Raw genomic sequence first — 26,194 nt, forward strand, 5'->3', positions numbered from 1 at the left:
CGCCATCTGATGTCGAACGTTCACTGTATTTCTGGTCCAACTATGACGGTTGGGTCAGGTTCGTGTGACGTTCAACAGTAATGTCGGGCGACACATAGTTTTGCCATTCAACGACAGCTAAGCCATTGATTTTGAGTCATTCGATTTTTCATGGGCGCACGGGTTTTGCCATTTGCGACTCAAAGGCTTTCCATCACGTTGGAGCAACCGAAAGAGTCTATTCTGGTTTTTGATCGCCCTCATCGACGCAAATCGTATCTAAATCACTCAAAATTCCGGCCAGTTCTTCTCTGACAAGCTTTAGCCGTGCAATCGATATCGCTTCGCTCCGTCCCGCCAATTCGAGTACAACCGCGAAAACTGTGTCTGAATGCTTCATCAATGCGATCAGGTTTTCGCCTGTTGGTCCGTATGAGCCAGATATCCAGTTCTTAGCCGTTCGTTCACTTGCTCCAGTCCACCGCATCGTTGATTTTGTAGCTCGCCCTGCCCCACCCAGTTCTTGAGAAAGAGCGTCGCTGATCGCCTCCCTGTATTCTGACGCCGAAACGCGCTCGTCGCACTTTCGATGAAACGTGTTGACCTTTTTATGAAACATGTTTCCGGACCTCTCCCTTTAGGATTGAGAAAGGAATCGCAGAGTTCCCGTACAGGTTTGCAAATTTGAGTTGTGGGAGCCGCAGCATTGAGTTGGCCGAAGAACAAGACAGACAGGGAAAACCGCCGAAACGCTGCACAGTACGTTCGCATGTCGACAGAGCATCAGCGTTACTCGACCGAAAACCAGGTCGACGCCATCCAGCGTTATGCCGATGAACGCGGCTACAGAATAATCCGAACCTATTCTGATGCAGGTAAGAGCGGATTGAAAATTCAAGGCCGCGCAGGCCTATCGCAATTGATCGACGACATCGAAACTGGCCAGACCGAATTCGGAACTGTTCTCGTTTACGATGTCAGCCGTTGGGGGCGCTTCCAGGACGCGGATGAAAGCGCCTACTACGAGTATATCTGCAAACGGGCGGGCATTTCGGTCGAATACTGCGCGGAACAGTTCGAGAATGATGGCAGCCCAATGTCCACCGTCGTCAAAGGTTTAAAGCGCGCGATGGCTGGCGAATACAGTCGCGAGCTGTCGCAAAAGGTCTTTGCAGGACAGCGCCGACTGATTGAGTTGGGCTATCGACAAGGCGGCGCGCCTGGGTTTGGGCTGCGACGCATGTTGATCGATGAAGCCGGTCGTACCAAGGGCATCCTGTCGCGAGGTGAGCACAAGAGTATTCAAACCGACCGGGTTACACTTGTTCCGGGTCCGGCAGATGAAGTCGCTATAGTAAGCCAGATCTTCTTGAGGTTTGTGAATGATGGTTGGTCTAAAGCTGAGATTGCGTCAGACCTCAACCGACGCGGCATCCGAACTGATCTGGATCGGGACTGGTCACCAGCGGTTGTACGTCAAATTCTGACCAAATCAAAGTTACGCTTGGCGGAAAACAACGGTTTGTCCCTTGATGCATTCCGCTTCGACAATCTGGCGCATTTCTTCGACATGGCTGCACGTGCGCCGATACTGGAGGTAGCGTGATGAATTACGCCCCAGTCGAGCACACTGTTCTTATTCCCGTCGATGCAATCACTGTAGTCAACCCAAGGCTCAGGAACAAAAAGGTGTTCGATGAGATCACTGCGAACATTGCAGAGCTTGGGTTGAAAAGACCCATTACGGTTGCTGCACGTGAGACTGAAGACGGAGACAAGCCGGTATACGAATTGGTCTGCGGCCAGGGCCGACTGGAGGCATTCAAGGTTCTTGGCCAATCTGAAATCCCGGCGATCGTCATCAATGCCAGCAGCGAAGACTGCCTTGTTATGAGCCTGGTAGAAAATCTGGCGCGCAGGCAACACCATTCGCTAGATTTGCTCCGAGATATTGGGCGCCTCAAGGAAAAGGGATACTCTGAAGCTGAAATCGCCGCCAAGACCCAGCTGTCCAAGAAATATGTCCACGGCGTTATTAAGCTTCTGGAAAGTCATGAGCATCGCCTCCTACGGGCAGTGGAGAGCGGTAAGATCCCGGTCAGTGTTGCCGTTGACATTGCGGACGCGGATGACGTCGGCGTGCAACGTGTTCTCCGGCAGGCTTATGAGAAAAAGCTCCTGCGCGGCGGAAGGCTCCTTGCAGCCAAGCGTCTTGTTGAAGCGCGCCAGAAACACGGCAAGGGTCGCGCGAACACTGTCGAATGGCCACGCAAGAGTCTATCTGTCGAAACTCTGCTCAAGACCTATGAAAACGATGTCGAGAAAAAGAAGGTGCTGCTTAGAAAGGCAGGCGCAACGCGGAGCGAACTGCTTTTTCTGACGCAAGCGCTCAAGACGCTGATGGCTGACGAAAACTTCGTCACATTGCTTCGCGCCGAAGGGTTGGCCAGTCTGCCAAAACAAGTTGCAGACCGCCTAACTCAGTCCGAGGAGGCGTCCGCATGTCGGTGACCCGGGAAGAACGGACGGTTGCAGCTGCTTTTGAACAGGAGCTGGTAACGCTTCCATTCGAGGAGATCGCTCCTCTCTATGTGGTCACCCCGCAAAAGAAGGCCAGCATTAAGTTCAAACAGATCGCGGCATCTGTTCTGGAAATTGGCCTTGTTGAACCTATTGTCGTGTCCCGAGACCGTTACAACGCCGGTCAATATACATTGCTTGATGGGCATTTGCGCCTTGAGGTTTTGAAGGACCAGGGTCAGACACATGCGCGATGTCTTGTCTCCACCGACGATGAAGCCTTCACCTACAACAAACGCATCTCTCGTCTCGCGACCATTCAAGAGCACAAGATGATCCTGACAGCCCTCTCTCTTGGCGTACCGGAGGCCCGTTTGGCAAGCGCGCTCAATGTCAACATCAAGACCCTGAAACAGAAACGCCAGCTTCTGGATGGTATCTGCGATGAGGCGGCGGAACTGCTGAAGGACAAACAAGTGGCTTTGACCGGGTTTCAGATTCTGAAAAAGATGAAGCCGATCCGGCAGATTGAAGCGGCGCAACTGATGGTCGCCATGAATAAGTTCACGATCAACTATGCCCGATCGCTTCTGGCCGCGACACCCGAGCGCCAGTTGGTGTCAGCGGCAACGCCGAAAAAGATCAAAGGCATTTCACGCGAGCAGCTGGCGCTGATGGAGCGTGAGTCAGCAAACCTGGAACGGGAGGTCCGCCTTGTCGAAGACAGCTACGGCGCGGATCATCTCGATCTCGTCCTGACACGCGGGTACATCGCGAAACTGATGCGCAGCGAGCAGATCACACGCTACTTGTCGCTGCACCATGAAGCATTCTTGCCTGCATTTGAAAAGATCACCGAGAACGAGGCCTTCACTTCCTGAACCCTCATGGCTGATTGGAGTTGTTTTTGGGGACCCGGACCAATCAAGCGCGGGGACCGCAGGAGACGCCGCACGGTGGGGCGGATCAAGCGCGGCGATGGGGAGGACGGCGACCCCGTCGGAGCCCATCATGCCGGGCCAGACGCCCGGCAGGTTTCTCGATTGTCTGCGCGTGTCTCCCGATACAGAGGCACGCGCAGACAACTTTTGGCTGAAATGCCTCACCATAACGAACCGCGAACGTCGTTGAATGGGTGTTATGTGAACCGCCTTCTGGTTGAGTAGTGGCCATTCAGTGGAACGAGTTCAAAAGTCGGCCTCGCGGACTTTCCCGTCATTCGAATTCCATGCTTCGCTGACGCGGCATTCATTCGCAGGCGCGGCATTTTGTATTCACGGCGCAGCGGATGTCGCCAATACGGTCATTTACGGGCGTGGATTTTGCCGGAACCGAAACCATACTTTCGTCGCGGCCCGATGCCGGTTAGCTATCGACGTGCTGAGGCCGTTGTCAGAGAATTGCACCAGGCAGCATCGAGCCGGATTGCTGAAGTTGTGCAGGAGACTGTTCATTTGCGAGAGTAGGTGTCGCATACCCGCGAGGATGATGGGTATGACCTGTAGAACGGCGCGTGTATCGTTGGTGGCGCGAACGCAGTGAAGCTTCGCGCTGTGAATACTGTCTGCCGCAGCCACTCCAGTCCCATTGCGTGCATAGCATCATTCGACCGCCTTACCCGCAATTTCCTCTTCGCTGCTTATTTGTGGCGGAGAGACAGGTGCCAGTGATAATTACATCAAGATATATCCTTCTATTTGGGGCACCGCTTGAAATCGGATCTCAGCCAGAATGCTCTTGAAGCAACCGAGTTTCTGAAGGCCATGGCGCATGACGGCCGTTTGCAGATATTGTGCCTGCTGCTCAGTGGTGAAAAGTCCGTCGGCGAAGTCCAAAAGACGTTCTCCATGCGGCAGGCCGCCGCCTCGCAACAGTTATCCCGGCTCCGCCTTTCCGGTTTGATTGACGCCGGGCGTGACGGGAAGAGCATCTATTACAGGATTGCCGATCAGAGAGTATCAGCGGTTGTGGCAGTATTGTATGAGCTGTTTTGTAACGATGTGAGCGAGTTGTGAGAAACTGAAACGGGGCAGCAAATGCTCCGCGTTTTGACGTGGTGGAAAAATCCCGCTCTGCAAAGGCCGGCCGAACTCTGTCATTGGTTCGATGCTCTCCGAGGTGACGGCAGACTTAATCGTCCAGGAATGCTGTTACTGTTGTTTTCAACGCGTCCCAATCAGTGAATTCTCTCAAGCCATCTCGTGGATCAATCTTCTGGCCTAGCATGACAACGTGTTGGACGATCTCTCTTTCAAAATACCCGTAACTATCAGGCCGTACGGCACCGGCGACCAAGGCGGTCGCGTCTGGTTCGAAATTCGTCCGCATCAGCATTTCGGTGAGATAGTCCCGCGCGTCCTCCTGACCTTTCTGAAAAGCTGCTTTTAGACTGACGGAAAGCAAAAGTGATTTTCGCGTAGATAATGCGTCATGGTGCCTTTCTAAAAACTCCTCGAACGGCTTGGGGTGCCGGCGTTCATGGACGGGAGCGGCAAGGATGACGTGGTCTACATCTTCCAAAGACACTGGACCTGCCAGTTGGTCGATATCGATCAGCCTAGTTTCGTATCCTGCCCCTAATGTGACTTTGTTGATGAAGCGCGAAATCTTGGCGGTCTGACCTTCAATAGTTCCGTAGGCAATAAGTACTGTCATAATGACGCTCCCGCAAACCGGTCTAAACAGCGAACTTACTATGCCGAAACTCTTCGCCACGGCCTTTGATTTCAATCAAAAATGCCGGTCTCTCTAAGCAATCTGGGTAAAGGCGCGACGTCGAAATGACTGGCTCATACTGTTCTGGAAAGCACAAAAGCTATGGCAAGCCAAAATCCAGTGCGTATGGTCATTGCACCGACGGTTCGCCATTCAAATGGCGTGCCACTAAGAGCCACTAATATTAGAACAGCAAACACCAATAGTGTAGATAAGCCAATCAACCAGGCAATGCGTTGTACCCAGAATGTGGATTTGTAGATTGCGAATGCGCCAATCAAATAGACAAATCCAGCCAGAAAATTGAACCAAAGCACGAATGGAACTGCATCTCCGACTGCAGCTTTGGCAGCAGCACCCCCAAACAGTGCCGTTCCGCCGGAGAAAATGGTAAGAAGACCAAAGAGTGCTGCGGCTATTGCAACTGGGCGAACCCAAAGCGGAGAGGAAGGCATCGTTGTTCTCCTCAGGAATTAGATTGAGTTTCGTGTCGTGGGCAATCTGCCTACCTCGCCAAACGAACTGTAACGCACGTCCATAATTGCAATTCTTCTCGCCATTACCCTTGATCTTTATCATTGGGCTTAAATTGATACCCATTGGAAAAAGCAGCGTCTGCGGGAGGTTTTTCGCAATAAATATGTGCTGTTGCCTCTTTGGGATGACCCGTTTGCAATTCCAACGATTCTTAAAGTTGGTTCGGTTACCGTGAATCTTCTGGAAATGGACGGACGACTACGCTCGAATTTGCAGCGAAGAGTGTTGATTTGAGTCAATGCCAGTTGCCGCAAGTTCGCCCATAGTGACCCTTCACAAAGGAGGGAGTGCGACATGTTCAATAAAATCGTGGTTGGCTTGGATGGATCGGAGGCGTCAGAATCAGCACTACGCGTTGCCTGTGATATCTCAAGCAAATATGGCTCTCAAATTCACCTTGTCCATACACCTCAGCCGCAAACCGTGGCTTTCGCAATGGGCGCGGTTGCTGGCTATCACGCTGTCACGACAATGCCTTCAGACGAAGAGGTTCAGCAGGCAGCAGACAAGATCATTTCCGCGGGTAAAGAGATTGCCAAAGAATACAATCAGACAGTTTCGCAAGCACATACCCGACGCGGTGATCCGGTCGACGAGATCATCGCATGCGCCGAGCAATGCACAGCTGACCTGATTGTGACGGGCCGCCGCGGATTGGGAAGCATTGGTAGCCTGATTCAAGGGAGCACCTCTCAAGGCATCAGTCGGAATGCCACTTGTGCAGTTTTAACCGTTGCCTAAATTTCGAACTTGGCCTCAATCGACGCTAAAGCGATGACGATCATTAAGCTCTGCATTGAGGTCTCGCGAAAGTGGGCACTGAAATAGAGGTCATGGGTACCTATGGCAATGAACGCGCGCCAAACTGTGTTAGGCGGAACTACCCGAACCAAGAGAGAACAGATGAGCTTCCCGTTTTGTTTGCGCATTAGTTCAAGATCAGAAGACAGGCTGTAAACTTCCTGCTACGTAGATTAGCGCTAACTCTGGAGCCACGCATGAACACCCCGGCCCCGTTCGATGCTCACAAACCCTCTGAAATTGCAACGTTAGTTGAGACTGCTGGGGTCGCAAAGGCAAAGTTGCCAATGGCACCCATGTTCGTTCTTGCGATGCTGGCCGGAGCATTCATAGGGTTTGGCGCAGCGGCCTATACGATGGCGGTTACTGGGGCAGACAGCGCTGCAGGGCCGATCCGCGTTCTGGGTGGCGTGGTGTTTTCCCTGGGCCTTATCCTGGTGATCGCAGGTGGTGCAGAATTGTTCACCGGAAATGTTTTGATGGTGATCGCAGTGGTCGACCGCAAGATACCGCTGCGACTGCTGTTTCGAAGCTGGGGCATCGTCTATGCCGGAAACTTCGCGGGCGCCCTCGGGCTTGCATTGGCCTTCTCTCTGACCGGCCTGCTCGAGGGGCCGATGGGCGATACCGCCGTGGTGATAGCCGATGCCAAAGCGGGGTTGGAACCGATTGAGGCCTTCGCCCGTGGCGCACTGTGCAACGGGTTGGTATGCCTTGCTGTTTGGCTGTCCTTTGCCGCCCGCAGCGTCGCCGGCAAGGTTCTGGCCGTTTTGTGGCCCGTCACTGCTTTTGTGTTACTGGGGCTCGAGCATTCGATTGCGAACATGTTCTTCTTTCCGCAGGGTTGGGCGGCGGGGGCAACTGTGCCGGTTTTCTCAGTGGTGACCAATCTATTGTGGGTTACTCTGGGCAACATTGTCGGCGGGGCGGGAGGAGTCGCCTTGGCCTACTGGTTTGCTTACCTTGGCGCTACTAAAGGGTAAGACCCACTTCTTCGATCACTGCGCCCGCCAGAACAAAACGATCGGTTTCAGTTGGTTTTCAAGGCGTTGTCTAATTGTGCAGCCCAGAACAAGCTTTTCCTGCACTCAATAGTCTAGATGCCAGGAGCATGGTTGTCTTCGTGGTCGATATCGGTTGTCGCATGATAATGCAACACAAGGGGAAGCGGCACAGGCTTGCCTAAGTCCGCTGACCGGGATGCGAGTCGGTTGATCAGTCAGATATGAGAGTTGGATGCGGAGGTGACTCACCGACCACGAGGCAAGGAGATGGCGCATTGGCTGATGACGGTGCCGGGAATTGGGCCGTTCTTTACCACTGCACTAATTGCCCTCTCGTTCCCGAACTGGATTCTTCGCCAACATCTAAATTCATTGATCCTCGTCAAGATTGGAAAAGGCAAGATGTGATACAGTTGATGCCTAAAATGAGGGCTGTCATGGAAGAATTAGTCGATATTGGAAGAACATTTGTTCAGGCGATGCGTGATCGCAGGGGCCTTACAAATGTTGATGAAATGTATGCCGAGAACGCTCAATCCATAGAAGCGGTTGTGCCTCCGGTTCGACAGTTTCGCATCACCAAAGGCCGTGATGCTATCAAAGGGAAAAGAGAGGATTGGCTGGCAACTCATGAAATCATCGAATTCGACGTCGATGGCCCCTATGTTCATCCCCCAAACCGCTTCAGTGTGCGATATAAGGCTGACGTAAAGCAGAAGGAAACTGGACAACGTATCGCCTTGAGCGAGATTGCAGTTTATTCGGTAGCAGAAAGAAAGATTGTACTGGAAGAGTTCTTCATGTTGCCGAAGTAGGAGCGGCAACCCGCAATACTGACGCAGTGTTGGTTTCATCCGCACGCTGGAAGCGTGACTTGTAAGTGCTTTGACACGATGGATGGACAATTGGGCATTTGTCTCGACCGCGTGATGCTTGCCCATGCGCAACAATTCCGTCAGTTCGGCGCAACCGAAATCGAAAGTCACGCCGTGAAATCCGCATTGAGCCATAGATGCGGGTTAACAATCAGACTGCTGCGCCGGTTTTCTACCCAAGTTTAGCTTGAACAACCCTCTAAAGGGCTCTGTTTGATCCAAAACAAAGCATTTTGCGGGGTTTGAGATAGCGTCACCTAGTAGCTCTAACCGCGGTACGCCAGATCATGAAAAAGAATGTGCGCGCAATACTGATCATCGTAATGCTCCTCCTGGCAGGTGCGGCGTTGTACATATTCGTTTCAGAAGACAGCAGCGAATTGCCAGTTGGATTTGTACAGGGCAATGGACGGATAGAGGCCGAACAAGTGGAAATTGCCCCCACCTTCGCAGGGCGGGTTGCAAAGGTTTTGGCGGCAGAAGGCAACTTGGTTGTTGTGGGTGAACTGTTGGTCGAGATGGACACTGATGAACTGTCTGCAGCGCTTGATCGCGCCAAAGCCGAAGTAGCATTGGCGCGTCAAGCCAAGGCCGAAGCCGAGGCTGTTGTTGTCCAACGAGAAAGCCAACGGCGTCGCGCGGCGCAGGAACTGGAACGGGCAAGGGCACTGTTGGCCGGTCAAAACATTTCGATGACAGTCTTTGAAGATCGCGAAACCGCATTTCAGGTTGCCGACGCCGTTCTGGGTGCCGCCAAGGCCCGGGTTGCAACCTCGGACAGCCAGATCGCGGCTGCCGAAGCCGAAGTGCGCCGGATCACTGCTCAGATCGAGGATGCTTCGCTTGTTGCCCCTATGCCAGGGCGCATTCTTTACAGACTGGCTGAGCCCGGTGAAGTTGTTGGCGCGGGTGAGCCGATTCTTACGCTTCTCAGTTTAGAAAACGTCTATATGGACGTGTACCTGCCCGCACGCGAAGCGGGGTTGCTGCCCATCGGGGCTGAGGCGCGCATCGTACTTGATGCCTTGCCGGATTTTGCCGTTCCTGCAACCGTCACTTTTGTATCCCCCGAAGCCCAGTTCACTCCGAAGCAGGTAGAGACATTGAGCGAGCGTGAACAGTTGGTCTTTCGCGTTCGGGTTCGCATTCCTGAGGATCTGATCACAGAACGGATCGAACATGTGAAAACCGGCCTTCGCGGTATCACTGTGATCAGGCTTTCTTCTGACAGTGTATGGCCGGAATATCTGGAAAGGCGGATTCCACCCGAACTGTTCGAATGAATTCCCAGGCGGGCCCATCTGGTTTCTGCATCAGCGGTGTCACGCATAAGTATCGCCAGCGCATTGCACTGGATAACCTGTCGCTTGATCTGCCGATTGGTCAGCTTATTGGACTGATCGGGCCTGACGGGGTTGGCAAATCAACGCTTTTGGGTTTGATCACCGGCGCGAAGAAGCTTCAGTCTGGTACGATCAATGTTCTCGGAGGTTCGATCGACGACCGCGCCCATCGTCACCATATCTGCCCTGCGATCGCATTTATGCCGCAGGGGTTGGGCCGAAACCTCTATGCAGAATTGTCGGTGCAAGAGAACCTTGAGTTCTTTTCGCGTCTCTTCGGACAGGGGCAGCAGGAGCGTGACATCCGGATCGCAGCATTGCTGTCGGCAACCGGGCTTGCGCCTTTCTCTGATCGGCTGATGGGAAAACTCTCGGGCGGCATGAAGCAAAAGCTCGGGCTGTGTTGTGCACTGATCCATGATCCTAAGCTTTTGGTTCTGGATGAGCCGACCACCGGCATCGACCCACTGTCGCGGCGTCAGTTCTGGGCGCTGATCGACGCGGTCCGAGAGGCTACACCCGACCTCTCCATACTGGTTTCGACAGCTTATATGGAAGAAGCCGAACAATTCGACTTTATCGTCGCGATGGATGCCGGGCGCGTGCTTTTCCATGGTTCTCCGGCAGAATTGAAGGGGGAAGCCAGCGATCTTGAAACGTCCTACCGGCGGTTGCAGGCGCACGGAGATCCCCTGATCGCACCAAGGAAAGCGCCCACACATCACCGTGAGGCAGACCCAGTGATCACGGCACGCGGATTGACGCGGCGCTTTGGCGATTTCACGGCAGTCAATAACGTCGAATTCTCGATCAACCGTGGTGAGATTTTCGGCTTCCTCGGGTCGAACGGCTGCGGCAAGTCGACCACCATGAAAATGCTGACAGGTCTTCTGCCCGCAAGTGACGGTGAGGCGCTACTGTTCGGAAGACCGGTTGATGCACGCGACCTGAGGATGCGTCGCGAGATTGGCTATATGAGTCAGGCATTCTCGCTTTATGGCGAGTTGACCGTTCGGCAGAACCTTCAGCTTCACGCCCGCATCTTTGCGATCACGGACCGCGATAGGCGTATCGACGAACTGGCGGAACGCTTTGGCCTGATTGCACATATGGACACGCTGGCCACGGCGCTGCCACTTGGCATCAAGCAACGTCTTTCCCTGGCGGTCGCTGTGATCCACCGACCTCGCGTACTGATCCTGGATGAACCAACTTCGGGGGTGGACCCTGAGGCGCGCGACTCGTTTTGGGCGTTGCTGATTGAGCTTTCGAGAGATGAAGAAGTGACGATTTTCGTCTCGACCCATTTCATGGCCGAAGCAGAGCGCTGTGATCGGGTGTCGTTCATGCACGCGGGCCGTGTTCTGGCTGAGGGAACACCGGATGAGTTGATCGCCGGGGCACAGGTAGACAGTCTGGAAGAAGCATTTGTCACGGTATTGAGGGCAGCTGACCCTCCGGCACCGGTGAAAGCTCCTGAGGCATCGGTTCATGCCCTTGATGACAGCGCTGGCGGGGGTATCAGGCGCACACTGGCATACGCGAAGCGTGAAACCATCGAGATTTTGCGCGACCGCGTGCGTTTGGCGTTTGCGTTCCTGGGCTCGGTGATCCTGATGCTGGTCTTTTGCTATGGGATTACGCTGGACATCGAAGAACTGGATTTCGCGGTACTGGATTTGTCACAGGGCCCAGAAAGCCGCGCCTACATTGCAGAGATTTCAGGATCGCGCTACTTCAACCCAACGCAGCCACTGACGAGTATCGGTGAGGGCCATGAACGGCTGGCCCGAGGAGATGCCTCGCTGGTTGTCGAACTCCCACCTGACTTTGGGCGCAAGATCCGCTCTGTTGAAGCAACGGACGTGCTTGCAATTGTGGACGGCGCAATTCCGTTCAAAGGCGAGACTGTAGAAGGTTATGTGGCGGGGCTCCACAATACCTTTTTGGCGGCAATGGCCCGCCAAAAAGGTGTGCATCCGGTCGAGGTCGCCCGTATCGAACCACGCTTCAGGTACAATCAGAGTTTCGAGAGTATTGCCGCAATGGCCCCGGCCATGCCTGCGATCCTTTTGATAATGTTACCGGCAGTTCTGATGGCGGTCAGCGTCGCGCGTGAGAAAGAGTTGGGAACCATCACCAATTTCTATGCGACGCCAACGACGCGTCTTGAGTTTCTGATTGGCAAACAAATCCCCTATATCGCAATCGCGTTCGCCAATTTCCTGCTCTTGGCCGGAATGACGGTCCTTGTTTTTGATGTACCGCTCAAAGGCAACCCGGTTCCCCTGGCGATTGGCGCGTTGCTGTATGTCTGGGCGACCACATCTTATGGGCTGCTCATTGCGACCATGACCTCAAGCCAGGTGGCCGCTACCTTCGCTACCGCCATCGCCTCGGTCGTACCGACCATTCAGTTCTCGGGCCTGCTGCAGCCGGTTTCAACGCTTGAAGGCGGTGCGCAGACAATCGGATCGCTCTGGCCGTCATCCTATTTCCTGCACCTGAATGTCGGTGCCTTCACCAAAGGGCTGGGCTGGAGTGCGCTTGCCCCCGATCTTCTCGCCCTGGCCTGTTTCGGGCCGGTGCTAACGTTGATCGCGGCCCTTTTGCTTCGAGCGCAGGAGAAGTGAATGCAACGGTTGTCCTGCATCTTCTGGCTTGGCTTGAAAGAAATGATGAGCCTTCGACGTGACTGGGTGATGATGGCGCTGCTGGTCTGGTCATTCACCCTGGCACCCGTGATGGAGGCGACGGGGGTTTCGAACTCGGTCAACAATGCCTCCATTGCATTTGCCGATGAGGATGGCTCGCCCCTTTCACGGTCTCTTGCCACGGCGTTCTTCCCTCCTGAATTCCAGCCCGTTGTCCAGATCGCACCGGGTACCGGAGCTGAAAAGATGGATGCCGGGCATTTCCTGTTTGTGGTCGCGGTGCCACCAGGGTTCGAGAAAGATGTTCGCGCCGAGCGTTCACCTGAAATCCAGGTTCTGATTGATGCGACGGCGATGGAACAGGCCGGGATTGGTGCAAACTACATCATCAATATCCTCAGCGCCGAGATCCGTCGCTTTGCCATTGGTGCGGACCTGGCTGAGTCATTGCCCGTCGATATCATCATGCGCAGTGCGTTCAATCCCAACCGCGATACTGTTCGTTTTGCCGGCATCGTGGCGCTCATCGGCCAGATCATGTGGCTGACTACGATCCTCACCGGTGCTGCAATGATCCGCGAGCGTGAACATGGCACAATCGAACATCTGCTTGCGATGCCGCTTACCCCGTTTGACATTGCGATGGCCAAGATTTGGGCAAACGCAGCGGTGGTTCTTGTCGCGGCCGCCTTATCGCTGACCTTTGTTATGCAAGGTTTCCTGGGGATCAACATCGCGGGGTCGAAGGTGTTGTTTCTTTTTGGCACCGCGCTGTTTCTTTTCACAGCAACCGCACTTGGGGTATTTCTTGCAACGATTGCACGCTCAATGGCGCAATTCGCACTTTTGGTAATGCTGACAGTCCTTCCGATGCTGATGCTGTCAGGAGGAGAGACACCGATCGAGGGGCAGCCCGACTGGCTTCAGGTCGGAACATCGATCCTTCCGTCCCGCCATTACATGTCCGCCAGCCAATCCATCATCTTCAAGGGGGCGAGGTTTGAGACGGTCTGGCCAGAGTTCTTATGGATGGCGTTACTCGGCGCAATCCTTCTGGCGTCAAGCCTGATGCTTTTCAGACGCTCAGTGGCGCAATAGAGCCAGATCAGTTTGCCCCTTGGCCTGGACGTATGACCGGTAATACGCCTTGTTTCATTCAGAATGCCGATACTGCCGTGATGTCTTTTGACGCGATGCCGAGGATGCTTGGTTGCGCAAGATCAAGGTAATTAGATGCATTTTTTGCGATAATTCTGCCTCACCCCAATCGCACCAAAGGAGGAGGATCAGAAAATGCTTGAAGACAAAAATACCCCGCAACTTTTTGCTGGAACACATCCGCTATCTGATAATTTTCGACGCGAAATGGAATCCATGATGTCGCGCTTTTTCGGGGGCGCAGCGCCATTCTTGCCACTGGAAACAGCCGCGCAACGCACGGGCTTCCCGTCGTTGGACATGACGGGTGCGATTTCGCCGGCGATTGACATCCACGAAACGGATACAGCGATCGTTCTCACGGCTGAATTGCCGGGTCTCGAAGAAGACGACGTCGAAGTCGAAATCAAAGACCGTAGATTGACGCTGCGGGGCCAGAAGAATGTTACGCATGATGACACAGGCGATCTGCGCGTTAGCGAGAGAAGCTATGGCAGTTTCACTCGGACAATGACGCTGCCTGATGCAGTCGATCTCGAGGAGATTTCCGCTGCGTTCGACAAAGGTGTCCTGCACGTCACGATGCCGAAAACCGAACCTCAGGATCCCAGCCGGAAGATTAAGGTCTCATCGAAATAGGCGCAATGGAGGCGCACGCGCAACCATCATGGTCCGGGCAGCATGCGCGGACCCTTGGTGTTCTTAAAACGAGCACATTATTGCCCACCATAGCGGTTTCACTGCTGGGCATGATAATGTGCCAATAGCGCTAGAGAACTGAGATGGACGATGCGGACGCCTGACAAAAGCGATGTGGAAAGTGAAACTGGCGATGTCCGTGCATTTCTGGAGAGCTTGACGGGGCCGTCCCGCGGAACCGTTACCTGGCTTGTCGGCAACGCTTTGGCTGCTTCGGTGGGTCCTGATCGTATCCTGAAGTTCAGGCGGAAAGAGGATTTGCCCCCGCATGACGAAGACGTGGCGACCATTCAGTGGTCGCAAGGCGGTTTCACGCTAAACGCGTTGCCCGGCCGGGAAATCTGGGTCAACGGTCAAAAAACCGCTTCAACAATTCTTGGGCATGGCGACATGATTGAATTCGGTGAAGAGGGCCCCATGTCGCGCTACAGGGTGTGTGACCACTCATTCCCTGCACATCACACGGTCGAAGACATAATAAGTGACGCTTATGTGTATACACGCTCCAGCCGACGACCCTTGGCCAGAAAAATGTCCGGTGCGCTGCGCGAAGGCGGGCGTCGGCTGGCCTCACAAACCACGGTTTTGTTCAGGGTTACCGTTATTGGTGTACTTCTTCTAATCTTTGCCTTTGGCTATTTGCTTTTTCAGAACGACCGGAAGCTGGCGGACAGCCTTAAACAGGAATCTCTCAAGATCGAGGCGGTTGCCGTGATGCTCGCACAGACACGAGAAGATGCATTGACGGCGGATGATCTGGTCGCGCTCAGAGAGGCGTTTGACAACCAGGTAATTTCCACCGAGCAGCGCCTTGGGACATTGGAAGACCGTGCAGGTGCGTCCAGGCGGGTAGTCACGGCCTCGACGAGATCCATTGCCTTTATCCAAGGGGCCTACGGATTGCGACAAACCGAAAGCGGTAAATTGCTGCGGCATGTGCTTGGCCCGGACGGGGAGAAACTAAAAACTCCATTTGGGAAACCATGGATTGAACCGGATGCAACAGGCGCGCCGGCAGAGTTTCAGTTCTCCGGAACCGGGTTTCTGCTGCATGACACCTCTCTTTTGGTGACCAACCGTCATGTCGCCTTGCCCTGGACGACCGGGGATCGGGCGCAGGCCCTGAAGGCCGCAGGGCTTGAGGCCGAGATACTTAGTCTGCTGGCTTATCTGCCAGAGCAATCCAAGCCAATGGAAGCGGTATTGCTTAGGGCAAGCAAAACGGCCGATCTGGCGCTTCTGTCTGTTGATGCGAGCCGGGTTCAAGGACTTGGGCTTTCGCTGGCACCTGACCCGCCGCGGGCAGGTGAAGAAGTCTTCCTGCTTGGATTTCCGACTGGCCTTAGGGCCTTGATTGTGCAGGCCGGTCCGGATTTTCTGAAAACGCTTGAGAGCGATGGCACCGTCGATTTCTGGTCGATTGCCAAAAACCTTTCAGAGCAGAACAAGATCAGGCCTCTGGCCAGCCGGGGGATCGTCGCCCAGACGAGCCCCGGTGCGGTCGTTTATGATGCGGAAACCACAACCGGCGGAAGCGGCGGACCTGCCCTGAACCGAAACGGCGAGGTGGTTGCTATCAATGCCGCGATCTTACCGGAATTTGGCGGCTCGAATATTGGCGTTCCGGTGTCACACCTCAAGATACTTCTCGATGAAAGCGATTGATCCGCATATTCAATCGCGCGTCTGATAAGGCGAGTTTTGCACAAGAAAAACCACAGCCAGTGGGATGATGACAGAGATCAAGCCCACGGTAATCAGCAAGTTCCCTAAGTGGCTATAGTCAGCGACGGAGGCAACGGTACCCGTTCTGGGATCGGTAACCGCGCGGGTAACGGTAAAGATCTGATTCAGGTATTTTGTACCGAGACTGCTTGCTGACAATGCCATGTTGGTGAACGACGCCATGACCGCAAAAAAGGTAGCCTTCAGATGTGTTGGGGCGTTGCGCGCGATCCAAGCCAACATTGGGACCATCGCGATCTGACCCAGCGGTGACTCAACGGCTGTGTCAAGAATGGCGATAAACCTTGCATCCACGACCCCACCTGTGCGCGCGGCCGTCCATTCATGCACCCCGTAGTACAAGGCAAGGTTTGGCAGGGACAGCACTCCGGCGGCGATCGTGAGTAACACTACAACCTGCGCAATCGAACGACTTGCCATAAACGGCCTGAGGATAATCAGGCCAAGCAGAGCAAGTAGTGAGGTCAGAAGCGCTAGAATGGCCAGGAACTGTTCGTCAAACCCAAGCTCGTCGATCTCGAACCAGGTCAGGCCCGGTCCTGGCAAGGGAACTGCTCGAAAAACGAAAATGATAGTTGCTGTCCCGATCAGAACTTTGGCCTGTTTCGACTCCAGCTCTCTCAGCAAACGCGACATGAGGTAGAGAATGACCGTGGGCGACACCGCAAAAACGGTCTCTTGCGCGAAGGCAAAATTTGCGGTTCCCAACACTATGCTGAGAACAACAAACGCAAGTCCGCCCAGCAGTATCGTCCACCTGACTTCGGTGGTTTGATCTGGTCTGTGCGGAAGGTGTCCTCGACGAACGAGGCGACGCTGTATCAGAGCGTGAAGAACCACTCCACTGACAGACAACAGTGGGATAGCCAGGGCAATGAGATAGACCCGACCGTAGAGAACCAAACGATCGGCTTGCTCCAGATTTTCCGCCCCCGAAAAAATCCAGATGTTAACCGCGGCGACCCCTGCAAACCCGGATATGATCGCAATCCTGCCGAGGGTCTGCATGGTGGTGTGCCGGGCACGAACTTCGTCCTGAATAAACGCGCGTCCGTCTCGGTCCGATTGCGGCACTGCTTCGACTGTCATGGCGTCAGCAACGACATCCTGAATGGCATAACCTGAAGGAGCCAACATCAAGGCAACGACGTACCAATCCTCTAGTGGCATAATGCCGGCCATTCGGTCAGGCGCAGCCACAAGCCTGTACATGATTAGCAATGACGCCGTGATAAGGGATGCGCCAACAACAATCAGCAGGGATTTCCAGCGCCAGAACAGATCAACTAGATGACCCAGCGGCATTTTTAGAAGCCACGGCAACCCGGCCCAGAATGCCAATCCCGCAACAAAAGCGGCGGATAGATTCAGATAGTCCTTAAGAAAAAACGCACCGACGACGGATGTTAGTCCCGAAACCCCGGCCGCAAAGTAAACCATCAATGGTGGCAAGTAAGACCATTGCAATTGTGCGACCAGATCAACGAAAGTCCGGTGCCACCAGCCTGAAATCCGCCTTCCAATTGTTGATCGGTCAGTGTTCATGCGTCAGTCGGACCCCGTTCTGATGACCCTGTGCTGTCGGTTTTCCTCTCAGAGAAATCCGGCACCAAAAAGCAGAGCGCTGGTCAGCACCCCAAGGATTGGCACAACAAGAGGTACGCGGAAATGTTCCCGAGTTGACCCTGGCCGGGACTTCAGCACTATCAGCGAGATGTTGACCAAAACAAACACTCCCAAAACGATCTGGGATGTGCGTTCCGCTAGTATGCCGATTGGCAGAGTTTGCGTCAGCAGAAGGATTATCGCAACTACCAACAGGGTTGCGACGACCGGTGTTTGGGTAACCTGCGGGACAGTCGCCAGTATTTTCGGAAGATGATCCCGGTCGGCAAGACCATAGATCACCCGCGACGCCATAATCATCTGGATCAAGACGCCATTGACTGTTGCAACAACCGCGACTGCGGCGAACCCTTGTTTGATTACTTCGGGTGCGTCGAAGAAAACCAGCGTGAGTGGGGCGGCCGAGGTCGACAAGGTATGGATAGGAACAACGAGCAGGACCGTGATCGAGGTCGCTAGATACAAACCCGTCGCCAGAACGAGCGTCAAAAGGATAGCCTTTGGAATTGTGTGGGTTGGGTCTTTTACCTCTTCCGCGACGTTTGCCATGTCCTCAAAGCCGACAAAGGCAAAAAAAGCCAGCAGAGATGCCGCCATAATACCGCGCCAGGTACTGAGCTCGAGCCCCGGAATCATCTCACTAATTTCATGGCCTTGCGGTTCCTGCACAGACATGCCCCAGCCAATCACAAAAAGAAGCCCCGCGATCTCGATGACCGTGATCACGGCTGCCACAAATACCGATTGTGTAATGCCCCAGAGTGCAATCAGCCCCATGACCGACACAACGCAGATCGTAAGCAATGCGGTGCCAAGCCCCGTCAGGGTGTGAAGGTATGAGGCCGCCCCAATCGCAACAGCGGAGGCTGAAATAATCCCAGACGCAGCAACGGCAAGACCGATTAGAACCGCCATCCAGCCCCTTTGAAATCCCGCTTCAACGTATGCCGCTTCACCCGCGCTTACGGGATAGCGTGTCGCGAGTTCGGCGTACGACAAAGCCGTCAGCGAAACGACGAGCGCTGCAACAAGAAACGAAACTGCAGCATAAGGGCCCGCGGCCTCGGCGGTTGCGCCGACGAGCACATAAATTCCCGCACCGACGGTAACACCGAGCCCATATAATGTAAGCAACGGGGTGGTGAGAGAACGTCGGAGTTTAGGGGACGGTGGATCAACTGTATGCATTCACCTCACTCCTTGATGGACAATTGTCTGGGTACCGAGGCTGTGCCGCAAACAAGCACCCCGATGATAAACCAAGGGCTCATCACCGCTCATGCCGAGCTCCTTCTGAAACATTCATACTTTGATATGTAATTCTTTATTTGGCATTGATCTATATCATCAGGCGCTAAGACTGATCAGAGAGGCGGATCCGAATGCTGCGACCGTCGTTTCGTGATGGTTTTTCCCAGCTGGTACTCAAAGGTTGAATATGAGCGAGATCAATGAAGCATTCATTCGATATCGCGTATTTTCAACTCGAAATGCTGATCTCGGAGGAGGAACAGATGCTAGTTTGTCGCGGACTTCTTTTGTCAATATTTGCTGCAAGTGCTGCACTGGCGCAGGATATTGACCTTCAAAATGGGCACGATCTCTACAGAACTTATTGTTGGCAATGCCATGGTTTCGAGGCCACAGGAGATGGTCCAATGGCAGAGATGCTGGCGATAAGGACACCTGATCTGACGAGGCTCGCGGCCCAAAACGACGGCGTTTTTCCGATTGAGGCGGTGGCGCGCCAAATTGATGGTCGCGCACCGTTGCTCGCGCATGGCGGAGAAATGCCCATTTTCGGACCAGCATTGGATTCGGATCAAAAAGTTGCGCTGACCATGCCTGACGGCCAGCCGATGTTCGCAGGTGTTCCGTTGGCAAATGTGATTTACTATCTGGAGTCTATTCAAATCGAGTAGTTTGGTACAAATGCCGCCATTAGATTGTAGAGCACCACTGCCCACGTTTGTTGACGCCGGTTGATCTACATTAAGGTTATTTTCTACGGGAATTGGTAACATTCAGCATTGGGAAGATGAGGAGGAATCTCCGATGCCTGAAGGGAAGCCAAAATCAAGTTACTCCAACGCACTTGTAGATATTTTCAAGCAGATGCAGCCGACTACTACAGCCAATCCGTTTCTGGGCGCTCAGCTTGAGCAATTTTGGGACACGCAGGAGAAGTCACTGAAAGAGGCAGAGGCCTTTGCTCAACATTGGTTTGAGAGGCGTCACGAGGCTGTGCGAACCGCGCTGGAAGCTGCGCGCTCGGCGTCTGCTGTAGACCCGACTGATCCGGCGAAAGCGCTGCAATCCATAGCTGAGTGGCAGAAGCACTCAGCCGAACGCCTTGTGGCTGACGCTCAGGAATGGTTCGAAACAGTTGCCCGATGTGCAGCATATGCAGCGGAAACCGAAGCCGAAGCTGTGGAAAAGACAATAGATGATGTTGCAAGCACAGCAAAGAAAGCGGGTAAGTCTTCGAAATCAGAACCGGTATAGAGAGCCGTATCACCGCAGAGGTCGGAACGATCGCAGCTGGAGCAATGGAAGGTAGCTCATATGTATAAAAACATTCTGGTACCAGTCGCACTGGACAAAGGTCACGATACACAGGCCTCATTTGACGCTGTTCGTTTGCTGGCGAATGCCGATGCGGAATTCACAGTGCTTCATGTGCAGGAACCGATCCCTGCATATGTGGCATCTCAGATACCCGAGGAAGTTCTGGCAAATACGCGAAAAGAACTTCAGGAAAGCTTACATCGGAATGCTGCGGAGCTATCGAGTGCGAAGCCGCGCCTTGTCTCGGGGAGCGCTGGCCGAGCGATCGTTGATTTCGCAAATGAAAACGACATCGATTGCATAGTGCTGGCCTCACACAAGCCGGGAATCGAGAACATATTTATTGGGTCGACTGCGAACCGGGTCGTTCACCACGCCAAATGTTCAGTCCACGTGGTCCGCTGAACCGGTTTCTGGTAAACCTACCGAGAAAGCGCCAGCCTGCTTTCAAGTTGACACTTGTCAAGGATCGACACTTCAAATTCGCCTATTCTAACAATGGATTGTCTTTCGCACTACTCGGACGCTTGGAACATGAACCGGTTTGTCCAAATTGGCATAGCAATCGGTCTTGGAATTTGGGCAATTTCCTCGACTGCCCAGCATTCGAATCCACATCTGATCTACGAAGAAAACTGTGCGTCTTGTCACCTGCCGCACGCAGGAGATTTTGTCTCCGAAAAATTGATTGTGTCTGAATGTGGCATTGTCGGAAAAGCTTCTGGTCGCCCCGTCATTGACTATCTTAAGGCAGGACACGGCAAGTTGTCAGACGAAGAAGTCAATGTGCTCATACAGCAGTTCGAGTTCATCCAACAATCTGGCCGTCTATTCAAAGAAAAATGCATTATTTGCCACGATAACGCCGCCGAATTTGCGCGCCAAAAGTTAATCTTGCGCGATGACGTACTTGCAGGGCGGTACACAGATAGAGATGTCGCAGCGTTTTTGTTGCAGCACGGTCGGCTTGATGCATCGGAGGCACAAAAGATGATTGAGGTCCTTATGCGCCAACTTCAGGTAAGGTAAGGAGCATCAAAATACCTCGCGATGTAGGTCGGCTCTCAGCCTTAGTTCGGGTATTGGGTTTATGAATTGAGAGGCAGGATTGTCCGCAACCTGTAGATTGGCGCATACAATCTCGTTGCATCCCGAATGAATGGCCGCTCCTCACGCCGCACAGCGGCGTTAAAAAATGATGCGGTCGCGGCAATTTTCGTGCTGCGAGCACGCGCAACGAGAACTTCCTTGGTCCGAGTTGGGCTCCTTCGAGCCATTCGCCGCGTCCCGCCTAAATGTCAGGTTTTGAGTTCTCGGAGGGAAGGCCTTAGATAAAAGCCATTGGACATTGCTGAACGGGTGTTACGTGAACCACCTTCTAGTTACATCGTCACCCATCTGGGTCCTCATCGCTCCAGTGTCCAATTTCGTAAACACCCTGCTTTTTCATGCGACGTATGAACGCTAGGTAGTTAACTACGCGGTCGATCTCATCCAATTCTCCAGTGGCATAGGCGACCGCAATCATCTTGAATTGGGCCTCAATATCTTCCGCAATTTTTTCGTCTCGTCGAGCCAGACCCTTTCCAGTCCTCAAAGAAACAGTAGTTGTTTCGTCTTCGCTCCACATCTCATCGAGATAGGCCTTTAGATTAAGCTCGGGACTATTCGCGCCCAGCTTGCCTACGGCCTCCCATATTGGTTAAAGCCGTTCAGTAAGACTTCTTCGACTGCTAGTCATGTTTCTTCACCTCGCAGTACAGCAGTTCAACGTAGTTGCCCCAATCGATAGACCGTCACTAAAACTGATGAGCATGAGCGGCGGAACATCAACTTAGCTCCGCCACCAGCTTTTGTTGACTCAAGCAGTCAGTTTAGATTGACGTTTTACCCCCACAATCGCCAGTTCCCGAACCACGTCCCGTGTCTCGTTCGGGTACGCACGAACAAACCCAGCCTCGCAGGGGATTGTCTCAACTTCTCTGCGATTCAGTGCCGGAGCCAAATGGATCGCGGCGATCTCAAACTGCTCTGCCATTTGGCCCAGCGTTACGTAGGACTCTTCAAACGTCTGAATTCTCTCTTCAGTGATGTAGCAACGATAATGCTGCGTGTCCGGGTTTCGCAGCTTTACCTGCTTAAGGTATCCACAATCCCGCAAGAGCCGGATTGACCCGATACTAATTCTCAAGCGCGCCGCTGCATCCAGAAGCGACAGATCACCAGAAAACACGCGCTCCGATTTTTCCAAGATCTCAGCGCAGTCGATAAGAATTCCAGCCAACCCCTCTACGTCCGGATCTCTCCAAACGCCGGTCAGTCGGCCTGCTGCCCAATCGGCGACAACGCGAGCCAGGGCCACCCCGCTCTGTCGACTGTACTCCGAGAGGGGCAACCTATGACGTGCCCGAGAGGCAATGCGTAGGCGTTCAAGCCTAGTCAGCAAGGTCTGTACCGAGGACGATGGAACATAGCGCAGAGACGTTCCAAACCGGTAGGCTTCCAGAACATTGTGCCGGATCAGTGCCTTAACATGGACCGGATGGATATTCAGCTGGACCGCGGTGGATTTGATATTCTGCAACCTAGACCAGAAATCGAGCACGGCAGCCAGATCCTCATGGCTGATATCTTTCATGTATGACAGGTCGCTCGCATTTATACCGCGAAGATGGGCGAGAATACCTCTCACCCGGACCTCGCCGACCCCATGTAGCTCCCGCGCGCGTTCAAGCGTGATGAGTTTGGGTGCCGAGATTTCCGTACCCAGAACTTTCGCACCGGTCTGCAGCGGATAGTTTTCACGCACAAAATCCTGCACACAAGCCCTGAGGACTGCTGTCGCCGGGTCCTCTTCAGTTTCCTTAAGCCAGGTGTAGAATTCGCCCATATCTGTCGTGAAATAGGACCGCTTTGCGGAAGACCTGCGCCTGGCACGCTCCAACTCAGATTTCAGGGCTTCCGGCCCACTCTTCAGAACCTCGAAACCAGCCGACATGGAAGTACGCTCTTGTTCGAAGTCCAAATCCGAGCGGCCGACGCCGCGATCCATGGCAATCGCCATACCTAATGTCAGAGCAGCCTGATGAAGATGCGTTAACTCCAGCGAGTCCAACCAGTCACCGGCGACCCCAAACTCAATACGACGGCTCAGGTAGATTTCAAACGAGGATCGCCTAAGCGATGTTGCGTCTTGAGCGGCTTCAAAGATTAGATCTTGGTGACGCGTTACTTGTTCAACCACATCATAGGTGCGATGTACGTATGACGCGTTGGGAAGCTGGAGCAGCGGAACGCCGTGTTTTTCGCAGGTCCCAATCGGAAGCACCAACCACTCAACAAGTTGAAACGCGTTCTCGGGACCCGACCCATCAATGACATCCACAATACACCTAGGGCAGGTTCGGGTGGTAGCCCTGCGGAACGAACCTGTGGTGGCAAAGGAATACCCGACGCGGTACCGACAAGGGCCAACCAATCTGGATGCCGCCAATTCCAACGCCTCAAGTGGCACCCCAGCGAGTTGAGACAGTCGCTCCAGCTGATCCGGATGGGCCGAACAGATATGGGGCCATCTCAGACCCAGATCTGAACAGAACTCCCTCGGAATACTGCGATTGCGGCGTGACAGCCGGGCGACATAAGAGGCAGGGGTTTCCATGTGATGATGAGTCAAAGTCAGAGCGAGTAGTGCTGTCATGACAATCCTCCATCCGGCGAAGGGTCATCAGGATCCAACCAGCCCATAATGGTTCTGACATCAATGCTCAGGTAGTCTTGGGCGAGGAACGGGTTGAATGCAGGGATACACCCCGACTTGCGCCGGAATGCCTCTGCAAAGTGTGCAAGACGGAGTTGGGTATCTCCGTTATAAAGCGCCTCTTCTATCCCGCTCAGACACATTTCGATGAACAATCCAAACTCATTGCCACCTGCATGGACCAGCCGCTTGAGAAACTCTCTCTGTTGAAGTTCGATGGAAGGTATCAGACCAGATTTCCCAGCGAACTCAGTAAAGATCTCTGTGATCTCGGGTTCGTGGGAAATCCAACTCACTGCACCCAGGTGCACAACATCTATGCGCCTTTTAAGCTGAACATCCGAATTGATCATCTCGATCAGATCGGGCGTGCCAGACAGAACGAGACCAACCGGCCAATCCTTATCGTTCATCAGAGACTTTAGGGTGTTCACCACGTCATTGCGGGTTTTGACGCCTTTGCTGTTGTAGAGGTCCTGAGCCTCGTCCAGATGCACAAACAAGGTCCTTCGCATTCGGAGGAACTGGCGCACCTGCGTCCAGATGATACCTACCGACTTATCTCTGGCGAGCGGATATCCCAGAGCGGACAGGATCGTCGTACCAACATTCTTTAGCGTCGCGGGTGACGGCACCAATAGCCGGATCACCTCCGCTACATCCTGGCCCGCCGTTGGCAGGATCAGGTCAGTGTGATTATCAAACAAGCGGTCTGCGGCGGTGGATTTCCCACTGCCAGACGCCCCGATCAGAGCAATACCGCGCGCCTCGCTGCGACTATCCAATCGGATAGCCGCTCGTCTTTGGCGCAGATGACGATCAAAAACCAGTTTGAGATCGTGGAACACCTGATGTGAAACGAACATGTCTCGAAGACGCGCAATCTGGACGTCAATCTCATCAGATGGATTGTCAGGGAGATCAGTCATCTTCAATCCTCCATTTCGAAGGTCTGGGACGATCCCCATTGGGGCTTTGCCCTTGGCCAGCTGTAACTTCGGTGGTGTTTTCTCCTTCGTCCAATGACAGGATGACATGGCCGAATAGATCTGGCTCTGGCGGAAGGTCAAAGCCTTCAGGATCATCCGTTTCGATGCTCAAACCCTGGAACAGTTCTTCCCTAGCTCGTCTAAGCCCAGCAGGTGTCTGACGCTTCAGGACAGCCCCGAACCGACGCTCTTCTTCTGAGTTCTTTTGAATGATGGCTTGCAATGCGTCAGAGACGATCTTCTCCTGAAGCACGGCCTCGGCCTTGTGCTTCAGCCGCAGCTGACGTGCGGTCGCTTCCCAATGCTCATAAGACACTCCATCGAAGCACTTCTGCAGAGCGCGCGCCGCAAACCACTTTTTTCCGATCTGAACCATGATCCAACCGAGGTCGTTCGGGTCAACTTTGATATGAACGTGACGGCGGCGGTGGTGCACATAATACTCACGCAGTGCCTGGCAGGAGTAGTCGATGCCAAACAGCCTCACTCCTTTGCCAAGGACGCGTCGGCGACATCCCACACCAAAGGCTCTGCGTCGGGTGGTTTCTGCGAGCTTGGTGACAACGCCCATGTTCTCGGCGAGGCGGTTCCAGCAATTGTTGGGTGTTTCGCCGTTCAGCCCGCGGTGCGGCATGTTGTGATACACGTCCACAACGAACCGGATGAGGATTTCCATCAACACATCATCTGAAAGAGAGGCCATCTTTTCTGAAGGATAGTCTCCTCGCTCTTTAGGATCAGAAAAAGTGCGACCGGCGAGAAGCGGCATCAGGGCCGTCCCAAAGGTTCGAAAGATCCGCTCCACGCGCCCTCGCAAACGCGGTAGCCCGCCACGTGGGGTCTCAACAACCCCATGCGCATCAAAGACTGCGCTTCGGAAAGCATCGTCCACAAAAGCAACACCAAGATCGGTCACCAGGGAACTCAACCCGCCATGGTGATGCCAGGTCGACTTGCAGCCAGCCGCTATTGCGAGGTCCGTTTTGTCGCGTGTGATATCAGACAACAATGCCATGGCGTCTTGGCAACTAGGCTTTTCCGCCAGTCGCATGCCCACCACACATCGCGTGGCACAGTCGATCGCGAGGTAGAGCCAACGACGCCCACGATCCAGCTTGGCGAGCTCTTCGGGACTCAAATGATCCAGCGCGCCTCGTTCAGCAAGTATCGTGATCAGATCAACGCACCATTCATCTATCTCAACACGCTCCATTGGATAG

The 26,194-nt window shown here is 53.9% G+C and carries 23 protein-coding genes and 1 pseudogene; 16 read left to right on the forward strand and 8 right to left on the reverse strand.

The features are described from left to right. Positions 1-217: 217 nt before the first annotated feature. On the reverse strand, positions 218-598 hold the full coding sequence (locus AC2FJC_RS21015) for a hypothetical protein (RefSeq protein WP_496741363.1): 381 nt from the start codon (positions 596-598) through the stop codon (positions 218-220). Between the two features lie 72 nt (positions 599-670). Here AC2FJC_RS21015 and AC2FJC_RS21020 point away from each other — a divergent pair. The 4 genes and pseudogenes from AC2FJC_RS21020 to AC2FJC_RS21035 form a co-directional block, all read left to right on the forward strand. Continuing rightward, positions 671-1,477, forward strand: a pseudogene (locus AC2FJC_RS21020) (recombinase family protein); the annotation flags it as partial. A 107-nt stretch (positions 1,478-1,584) separates the two neighbouring features. Next, a complete protein-coding gene (locus AC2FJC_RS21025; protein WP_496741365.1) occupies positions 1,585-2,490 on the forward strand; it encodes a plasmid partitioning protein RepB C-terminal domain-containing protein in 906 nt (301 codons plus the stop codon). Next, positions 2,481-3,380: a plasmid partitioning protein RepB C-terminal domain-containing protein gene (locus AC2FJC_RS21030; RefSeq protein ID WP_496741367.1), complete on the forward strand. Its 900-nt coding sequence runs from the start codon at positions 2,481-2,483 to the stop codon at positions 3,378-3,380. Before AC2FJC_RS21025 ends, AC2FJC_RS21030 begins: the two co-directional genes overlap by 10 nt. An 828-nt stretch (positions 3,381-4,208) precedes the next feature. Next, positions 4,209-4,514, forward strand: coding sequence for an ArsR/SmtB family transcription factor (locus tag AC2FJC_RS21035; RefSeq protein WP_496741369.1), 306 nt, complete (start codon positions 4,209-4,211; stop codon positions 4,512-4,514). 115 nt (positions 4,515-4,629) lie between these two features. Here AC2FJC_RS21035 and AC2FJC_RS21040 read toward each other — a convergent pair whose 3' ends face one another. Further along, the gene (locus AC2FJC_RS21040) at positions 4,630-5,154 is read right to left on the reverse strand and encodes a flavodoxin domain-containing protein (RefSeq protein WP_496741371.1); all 525 of its coding nucleotides are present in this window, start codon (positions 5,152-5,154) and stop codon (positions 4,630-4,632) included. Positions 5,155-5,288: 134 nt separating this feature from the next. Continuing rightward, positions 5,289-5,669, reverse strand: coding sequence for a hypothetical protein (locus AC2FJC_RS21045; protein ID WP_496741373.1), 381 nt, complete (start codon positions 5,667-5,669; stop codon positions 5,289-5,291). Between the two features lie 376 nt (positions 5,670-6,045). On the opposite strand from AC2FJC_RS21045, the gene AC2FJC_RS21050 reads away from it, so the two are divergent. From AC2FJC_RS21050 to AC2FJC_RS21085, 8 genes are all read left to right on the forward strand, one after another. After that, positions 6,046-6,492 (forward strand): universal stress protein, encoded by a 447-nt coding sequence (locus AC2FJC_RS21050; protein WP_496741375.1) that lies wholly within the window; start codon positions 6,046-6,048, stop codon positions 6,490-6,492. A 257-nt stretch (positions 6,493-6,749) separates the two neighbouring features. Then, entirely contained in the window at positions 6,750-7,535 is a 786-nt protein-coding gene (locus AC2FJC_RS21055) for a formate/nitrite transporter family protein (protein ID WP_496741377.1), read from the forward strand. A 296-nt stretch (positions 7,536-7,831) separates the two neighbouring features. Beyond that, entirely contained in the window at positions 7,832-8,371 is a 540-nt protein-coding gene (locus tag AC2FJC_RS21060) for a SnoaL-like domain-containing protein (RefSeq protein WP_496741379.1), read from the forward strand. A 347-nt stretch (positions 8,372-8,718) separates the two neighbouring features. Then, complete coding sequence (locus AC2FJC_RS21065; protein WP_496741381.1) at positions 8,719-9,714, forward strand: HlyD family secretion protein; 996 nt, start codon at positions 8,719-8,721, stop codon at positions 9,712-9,714. Next, a complete protein-coding gene (rbbA, locus tag AC2FJC_RS21070; RefSeq protein WP_496741383.1) occupies positions 9,711-12,407 on the forward strand; it encodes a ribosome-associated ATPase/putative transporter RbbA in 2,697 nt (898 codons plus the stop codon). Before AC2FJC_RS21065 ends, rbbA begins: the two co-directional genes overlap by 4 nt. After that, positions 12,408-13,526, forward strand: a complete 1,119-nt coding sequence (locus tag AC2FJC_RS21075; protein WP_496741385.1) for an ABC transporter permease — start codon at positions 12,408-12,410, stop codon at positions 13,524-13,526. A gap of 195 nt (positions 13,527-13,721) precedes the next feature. Further along, positions 13,722-14,225: an Hsp20/alpha crystallin family protein gene (locus tag AC2FJC_RS21080; protein WP_496741387.1), complete on the forward strand. Its 504-nt coding sequence runs from the start codon at positions 13,722-13,724 to the stop codon at positions 14,223-14,225. Positions 14,226-14,375: 150 nt separating this feature from the next. Continuing rightward, on the forward strand, positions 14,376-15,950 hold the full coding sequence (locus AC2FJC_RS21085) for a trypsin-like peptidase domain-containing protein (RefSeq protein ID WP_496741389.1): 1,575 nt from the start codon (positions 14,376-14,378) through the stop codon (positions 15,948-15,950). A gap of 9 nt (positions 15,951-15,959) precedes the next feature. Here AC2FJC_RS21085 and AC2FJC_RS21090 read toward each other — a convergent pair whose 3' ends face one another. Beyond that, positions 15,960-17,576: an MFS transporter gene (locus AC2FJC_RS21090; RefSeq protein WP_496741391.1), complete on the reverse strand. Its 1,617-nt coding sequence runs from the start codon at positions 17,574-17,576 to the stop codon at positions 15,960-15,962. Between the two features lie 48 nt (positions 17,577-17,624). After that, the gene (locus AC2FJC_RS21095; RefSeq protein WP_496741393.1) at positions 17,625-18,845 is read right to left on the reverse strand and encodes an APC family permease; all 1,221 of its coding nucleotides are present in this window, start codon (positions 18,843-18,845) and stop codon (positions 17,625-17,627) included. Positions 18,846-19,108: 263 nt separating this feature from the next. On the opposite strand from AC2FJC_RS21095, the gene AC2FJC_RS21100 reads away from it, so the two are divergent. The 4 genes from AC2FJC_RS21100 to AC2FJC_RS21115 all read left to right on the forward strand — a co-directional run bounded on the left by AC2FJC_RS21100 (position 19,109) and on the right by AC2FJC_RS21115 (position 21,254). Then, on the forward strand, positions 19,109-19,579 hold the full coding sequence (locus tag AC2FJC_RS21100) for a c-type cytochrome (RefSeq protein ID WP_496741395.1): 471 nt from the start codon (positions 19,109-19,111) through the stop codon (positions 19,577-19,579). Between the two features lie 133 nt (positions 19,580-19,712). Further along, a complete protein-coding gene (locus tag AC2FJC_RS21105; protein ID WP_496741397.1) occupies positions 19,713-20,162 on the forward strand; it encodes a phasin family protein in 450 nt (149 codons plus the stop codon). Between the two features lie 60 nt (positions 20,163-20,222). Beyond that, positions 20,223-20,630 carry a universal stress protein gene (locus AC2FJC_RS21110; RefSeq protein WP_496741398.1) on the forward strand — a complete coding sequence of 136 codons (408 nt, stop codon included), beginning with the start codon at positions 20,223-20,225 and terminating at the stop codon, positions 20,628-20,630. Between the two features lie 129 nt (positions 20,631-20,759). Beyond that, a complete protein-coding gene (locus AC2FJC_RS21115; protein WP_496741399.1) occupies positions 20,760-21,254 on the forward strand; it encodes a hypothetical protein in 495 nt (164 codons plus the stop codon). Positions 21,255-22,086: 832 nt separating this feature from the next. On the opposite strand, the gene AC2FJC_RS21120 is transcribed toward AC2FJC_RS21115, so the two are convergent. The 3 genes from AC2FJC_RS21120 to AC2FJC_RS21130 are packed head-to-tail and all read right to left on the reverse strand — an operon-like array spanning position 22,087 to position 26,187. Further along, a complete protein-coding gene (locus AC2FJC_RS21120; protein ID WP_496741400.1) occupies positions 22,087-23,925 on the reverse strand; it encodes a TniQ family protein in 1,839 nt (612 codons plus the stop codon). Further along, positions 23,922-24,914, reverse strand: a complete 993-nt coding sequence (locus AC2FJC_RS21125; protein WP_496741402.1) for an ATP-binding protein — start codon at positions 24,912-24,914, stop codon at positions 23,922-23,924. Before AC2FJC_RS21125 ends, AC2FJC_RS21120 begins: the two co-directional genes overlap by 4 nt. Beyond that, positions 24,907-26,187 carry a TnsB C-terminal domain-containing protein gene (locus AC2FJC_RS21130; protein ID WP_496741404.1) on the reverse strand — a complete coding sequence of 427 codons (1,281 nt, stop codon included), beginning with the start codon at positions 26,185-26,187 and terminating at the stop codon, positions 24,907-24,909. Before AC2FJC_RS21130 ends, AC2FJC_RS21125 begins: the two co-directional genes overlap by 8 nt. Positions 26,188-26,194: the final 7 nt, after the last annotated feature.

The organism is Ruegeria sp. CDSB117 (assembly GCF_059611005.1).